We start from the raw sequence: 5,651 nt of genomic DNA on the forward strand, positions 1-5,651 counted from the left end.
GGCGGCAGCCGCGGCAGCCGCGGCTGTGGAATGAGAACGACCTCCGGCCCGTCCGCGGCGCCGAGGCGGAGCCGGACCGCCGCCGCACTCACGTTGAGGTTGCCCACACGTCGGCCGTCCTGCCACAGACCGTTGGCGCTGGTGTCGCGCACCTGCCAACCGTCGGCCCCCGATTCCAGCACGAAGTGGCGCCACGACACCCGGCTGTCGACGATGACGATGTCGGACTGGCGCGCCCGCCCCACCACGTACGGTCCGCAACCAGCCAGGACCACCTGGCCGATCGGGGTGTTGACCTGCAGAGAGGTCCGGTCCACCTGCGTTCCTTTCCCCCCGCGGCCAGAGGTTGTCGGCCTCCGGCGGCCCTTGGTGCCTCCGAGGGCGTGAAAAGAGCAGTGCTCGCCAGGCTGAGTGGTCCTCACCGATCCGGCCGGGACCCCGACCTCCGGGGCAGACCACTCACGCCAGCTGAAAGAGATCGTAACCGCCGCCGCCCCGCGAAATTGCGTCTTTTCGACGAAACGGGCCGGTAACCACTGCCGTCCCGTAACCGCTACCGGCCGACACCGGCTGTCATCACGGACACTCGAGCGGCGATCTCCACATGGTCCATCTGCGCGCGATGGCAGCATGTACGCTACCCCCCGTCCGGGGGGACACTTCGGGAGAAACCGCGGAGAAGCCCGCCTTGTTCGTATTGAAGTCGTTTCGCCCACTTGAAGCGTCTTTTGTGTTTCTCGCGACACTCGCCGGCATCCTCACCTGGTCGCTACCGGATATAACCGGCCAGACGCGGGCGGTGGGGGCTGTGACGAGCGTCGCCGGCGGCGGATCGCCCCGACCGGCCGTATTCGGCAAGACCGGAAAGCTCGTGTTCGGCCTCGGTCCCTCTCTCGACAGCGACTCGACATCGCCCATCGCCGACCAGCTGGGAATGCTCACGACCTGGTACAACAGCCCGAACGACTTTGGATTCATGACGAACTGGGCAAAGGATCTCATCCCGCGGGTATACGCGGAGCGGCGCGCGATCCACCTCGTCGTATGGCTCGGTGGCGCAGGTCACGTCGCCACGGTCCAGACCAAGTACGGCTCCGCGTGCGGCCGAGACTACCCGCTGTCATCAGCCTTTCTGGGTGACACCCGACGACTCGCGCAGATATTCGCCGGTCCGGCGGACGGACCGCCGCTCTACATCACGCTGTTCACCGAACTGCAGACCTACCCGTGCCAGGCCAACACCTGGGCGGCCACACCCGAGGTGACCAACTACTACCTGAAGCTGAAGGACCAGTACATCGCGGCAATGGGCATCTTCCACTCCATGGCGCCGAACGCGAAGGTCTCACTCGGCTGGGGTGGCTGGCAGGCCCGCTGGGACGACCCGGCAAAGGGCGGCGGGCGCTCGCTGATCGGGCATTTCGACGACGTGCTGCGCCAGTCGGACTTCCAGAGCTTCCAGGCGATGGACTCGAAAAGCAATGTCGACGACATCCGCAGGATGACGCAGATTCTCGGCCGGTACGGCCCGGTCATGGTTGCGCATTACAAACCCGACGACGGCACCGCTGCCACCTGGACCAACGACCTGCGGGCGATTTTCACCGACGAATACGTGCGGCAGATCACCGCCGCGGGCCTGTTCGGGTTCAGCTTCATGGACGGCAAACAGCTGGCCGCCGACCCGGGTTCACTCCAGCTGGCCAGGAACGCCACCAGCCGGTACGGCACCCGGCCGGGCTGAGCCGCCACGGGCCGAGGCAGGATGGTCGAACTGCCGAGGCAGGATGGTCGAGCAGGACGACTACGGGGTTCGTGGGCATCAGGCGGATGGGGGGACATGCAGCGATTCGACGACGTCGCCGGTGGACATGCACGGTGGGTCGTGTCTGCCGGCGATGTCGTCGACACGCTCGAGTGCGGGCACCGGCTTGCGCTGTCCCATGCCCGCGCGGCCGGCGTGCGCCTTGACGACACCGGCGCGCCGATCAACACCTCCGAGGCGGACGACCTGCTGGTCCGCCACGGTGAGGCCCACGAGCGGCGCTGGTTGGAGCGGTTCGTCCACGTCTTCGGCCCAGCTGCGGTCCGGGTGATCGAACGACCCGAGAACACCCTGACCGCGCTGGCCGCGGCGAGGGATCAGACCCGCAACGCCGTCGCTGCCGGCGTCGCCGTCATCTACCAGGGCGTGCTTTTCGACGGCTCCTTCCAGGGCCGACCCGACTTCCTGATCGCCAGCCACCTCGATCCGATCACCGACGAACACACCGGTGAACCACTACCCGGCCGCTACGAGCCGTACGACGCCAAACTCGCCCGCCATGCCCGCCCCGCCGCGGTGCTGCAGCTCGCCGCCTATGCCCAGGCGCTGCCGACAATCGGGGTGGAGGTCGCGGCGCACATCCACCTGCTGCTCGGCGACGACCGGCTGGAGTCGCTGCGGGTCGACGACGTCGCACCCATGGTCGATCACGCGCGCATCCGGTTGGCCGAGCAGCTCGCGACCGAGCCGGCGATCCCGGCACCTTCCTGGGCGCAGCCCAGACCGGCGTGCCCGACCTGTGCGTTCGCGGGCCACTGCGCGAAGGGGCGGGAAGCAGCCCGTGACCTGTCGCTGGTCGCCGGCCTGCGCACCGACTCCCGCCGCAAGCTGCGGGCCGCCGCAATCACCACGGTCGAGGATCTCGCCGCGGCTGGTGACGACCAACGTCCACCGACGATGGCCGCGGCAACCTTCGCCGGGCTCCGGCTCCAGGCGGAGCTCCAGGTCATCCAGGACGCCACCCGCACCGACGACGACCCGACCGGCACCGTCACCGTCCGGGTGGTCGTCCCGGACGGGCTCGCGTCCCTACCCGCCCCAGACCCCGGCGACATCTACTTCGACATGGAGGGCGACCCGTACGCCCTGGGTAACACCGGTCTGGAATACCTTTTCGGCGCAGTAGTCCTAGACGGCCAACAGCCGCCGGATGGCGCGGATGGCGCGGATGCGGAGGTCTTCCGCCCGTTCTGGGCGCACGACCGCGCCGGGGAGAAACGCGCCTTCGAACAGTTCATCGACTGGGCGACCGCGCGGCTCGCCGACCATTCACGGGCGCACATCTACCACTACGCCCCGTACGAGCCGAACGCCCTCAAGCGGTTGGCGGCCCGGCACGGCACCCGCGAACGGCAGGTGGACGACCTGCTTGCCGGGCACAGCCTCGTCGACCTCTACACGGTTGTCCGGCGCAGCCTGAAGATCTCCCAGCGCTCATACTCGATCAAGTATCTGGAACCGCTGTACCTGCCCGGGGCCCGCGGCGCGGAGGTCAAGACCGCGGTCGACAGCATCGTCGCCTACGAGAGTGTCGTGGCGCACCTGGCGAACTCCGAGCGCGCCGCCGCCGACCACATCCTCGGTGAGATCGCCGAGTACAACCGGGTCGACTGCGTATCCACCCACCGTCTGCATCGTTGGCTGCTGGAGCTGCGCGCGGCGCAGGGCATAGTGGGCGTGGCGGCGGTGGACCGGCCGGCGGGCCTCGACGCCGGAGACACCGCGGCCACGCCCGCGACTCATCCTGGCGCGGCCGTCGACGCGCTGGTCGCGGGCCTACCGGACGACCCGACGACCTGGACGGACGACGAGCGGGCGCGGGCGCTGCTGGCCGCCGCCGTCGGCTACCACCGGCGCGAGAACAAACCGGCGTGGTGGGAGTTCTTCAGCTGGCTCGCCGCCGACCGGGCGGCGCTGGAGGCGAACGACAACTGCGCCGTCCCGCTGGACTGGACCGTCGTGGAGGACTGGGTCGTCCCGTCCGGGCGGCGCACCCGAACCCGACGTGGCCTGCTGGCCACCCTCGACCCTGACGGCACCCACCCGTACTCCGACGGCGAACGGGTGCGGCTGCTCTACCCGGGGATCGGCGGGGCGGCGGGCACCACCCGTGACGGCGAGATCGAGCGTGCCGGCCCGGACCGGCTGCTCATCCGCGAGACCGCCATGCCCGACGGGGCCGGCTCCGGCGGGACCACCACCGAGTTGCCGATCGCGGTGCTGCCCGGAGCCCCGGTACGTCCCGAACCGAAACCGGCCGCGATCGCGGAGCTTGCCAGCGTCGTCGCCGCGGGCCTTTCCAACCGTGCGGCCCTCGACGGCCCGGCGATGGATCTGCTACGCCGCCGCCCGCCACGCCTGGTCGGTCAGCCCGCCGGCCGGGTCGGTCTACCCGACCCGGCCGAGTACGGCGGTGACCTGATCACCACGGTGCTCGCCGCCGTCGACGCGCTCGCCGGGTCCTACCTGGCCGTGCAGGGGCCGCCCGGAGCCGGCAAGACCTATCTGGCCGGACGGTTGATCCGCCATCTCGTCGGGCAGGGCCGCACGGTCGGGGTGTGCTCGACCAGCCACAAGGCGATCGAGAACGCCATGCTCGCGGCCGTAGGAATGCCGGGGAGCGGGATACCGGCGGCGAAGAAGCTGCGGGCCGGGCAGAAGCCCGACCCCCTCGCGCCGTGGGACTGCCCCCGCGATCTCCGCGCGTTGGTCGCCTGGCGTGCGGCGCACCCGGACGGGCATCTGGTCGGTGACACGTCGTGGGCATTTGCCAACCCCGCGCTGCGCGCGGAGCCGTTCGACGTACTGATCATCGATGAGGCGGGCCAGTTCGCGCTCGCCGACACGCTTGCCGTTGCCGGCGCCGCCCGCAACCTCGTGCTGCTCGGCGACCCGCAGCAGCTCCCGCAGGTTGTCACCGGAATCCACCCAGACGGCGCGGACGCCTCAGCCCTTTCCCACCTGCTCGGCTCGGACGATGTCATCCCGGCTGAATTCGGCTATTTCCTCGATCTGACCAGACGGATGCATCCGGATGTGTGCGAGCCGGTCTCGGCGCTGGCCTACCGGGGACGCCTGCACGCCCACCCGCTGACCGCCGCCCGCAGCGTCGACGGCATCGCAGCCGGCCTTTACCTGCACGACGTGCCGCACCACGCCAACACCACCCGGTCGGATCCGGAGGTGGCGGCGGTCCGCGGCCTGGTCGAGACCGTCCTGCGCCGGCGCTTGGTCGACCTCGACGGCGAACGCATCCTGAGCGGTCCGGATGTGCTGGTGGTCGCCCCGTACAACCGCCAGGTGCGTGCCATCGAGCACGCACTGCGCACGGCCGGGATCCACGGCGTCCGGGTCGGGACGGTCGACCGGTTCCAGGGCCAGGAGGCGCCCGTGGTCATCGTGTCGCTGACCACGTCCAGCGCGTCCGAGGCTCCCCGCGGGCTGGACTTTCTACTCTCCCGCAACCGCCTGAACGTCGCGTTGTCGCGGGCGCAGGTACTGGCGGCGCTGGTGATGTCACCCGCGCTGCTCGACGGCACCGCGCGCACAGTCGACGAGCTGCGCCTGTTGGCGGGCCTCGCGCGGCTGCGGGCCACGGCCCGTACCGGTTTCCCCTCGCAGCGCCCCGAAGCCCACCGGTAGTCACCTGTTTCCGGTGACCTACACTCCTGCTTCTGCGGGGAAGAGTCCGAAACGCTGGCGAGACGTCCAGGACAGCAGAGTCCAGCACACAGCGCGATGTCCGCGCCACGACGGTGCTCCGGACGAGGCGGCTCGCCGGCGACGACGTGAGGGGATGCCCGTGACGGCTGCTGAGATCAGTGCG

The 5,651-nt window shown here is 70.0% G+C and carries 3 protein-coding genes; 2 read left to right on the forward strand and 1 reads right to left on the reverse strand.

The window, feature by feature from the left end; all coding sequences use genetic code 11:
* The coding region (locus U9980_RS07230; protein ID WP_322767223.1) for an FHA domain-containing protein at positions 1 to 317 on the reverse strand (317 nt) is incomplete at its 3' end.
* Between the two features lie 371 nt (positions 318 to 688).
* Between U9980_RS07230 and U9980_RS07235 the strand changes: the two genes are divergently transcribed.
* Entirely contained in the window at positions 689 to 1,744 is a 1,056-nt protein-coding gene (locus U9980_RS07235; RefSeq protein WP_322767224.1) for a hypothetical protein, read from the forward strand.
* A gap of 96 nt (positions 1,745 to 1,840) precedes the next feature.
* Complete coding sequence (locus tag U9980_RS07240) at positions 1,841 to 5,467, forward strand: TM0106 family RecB-like putative nuclease (RefSeq protein WP_322767225.1); 3,627 nt, start codon at positions 1,841 to 1,843, stop codon at positions 5,465 to 5,467.
* Positions 5,468 to 5,651 lie beyond the last annotated feature (184 nt).

The sequence above is a fragment of the Protofrankia sp. Cr1 genome (assembly GCF_963555865.1).
In the GTDB taxonomy this organism is placed as follows: domain Bacteria; phylum Actinomycetota; class Actinomycetes; order Frankiales; family Frankiaceae; genus Protofrankia.

Bases quoted from the DNA above. Each gene is read 5' to 3' on its own strand.
- U9980_RS07240 (WP_322767225.1), top strand. From the start codon at position 1,841: ATGCAGCGATTCGACGACGTCGCCGGTGGACATGCACGGTGGGTCGTG.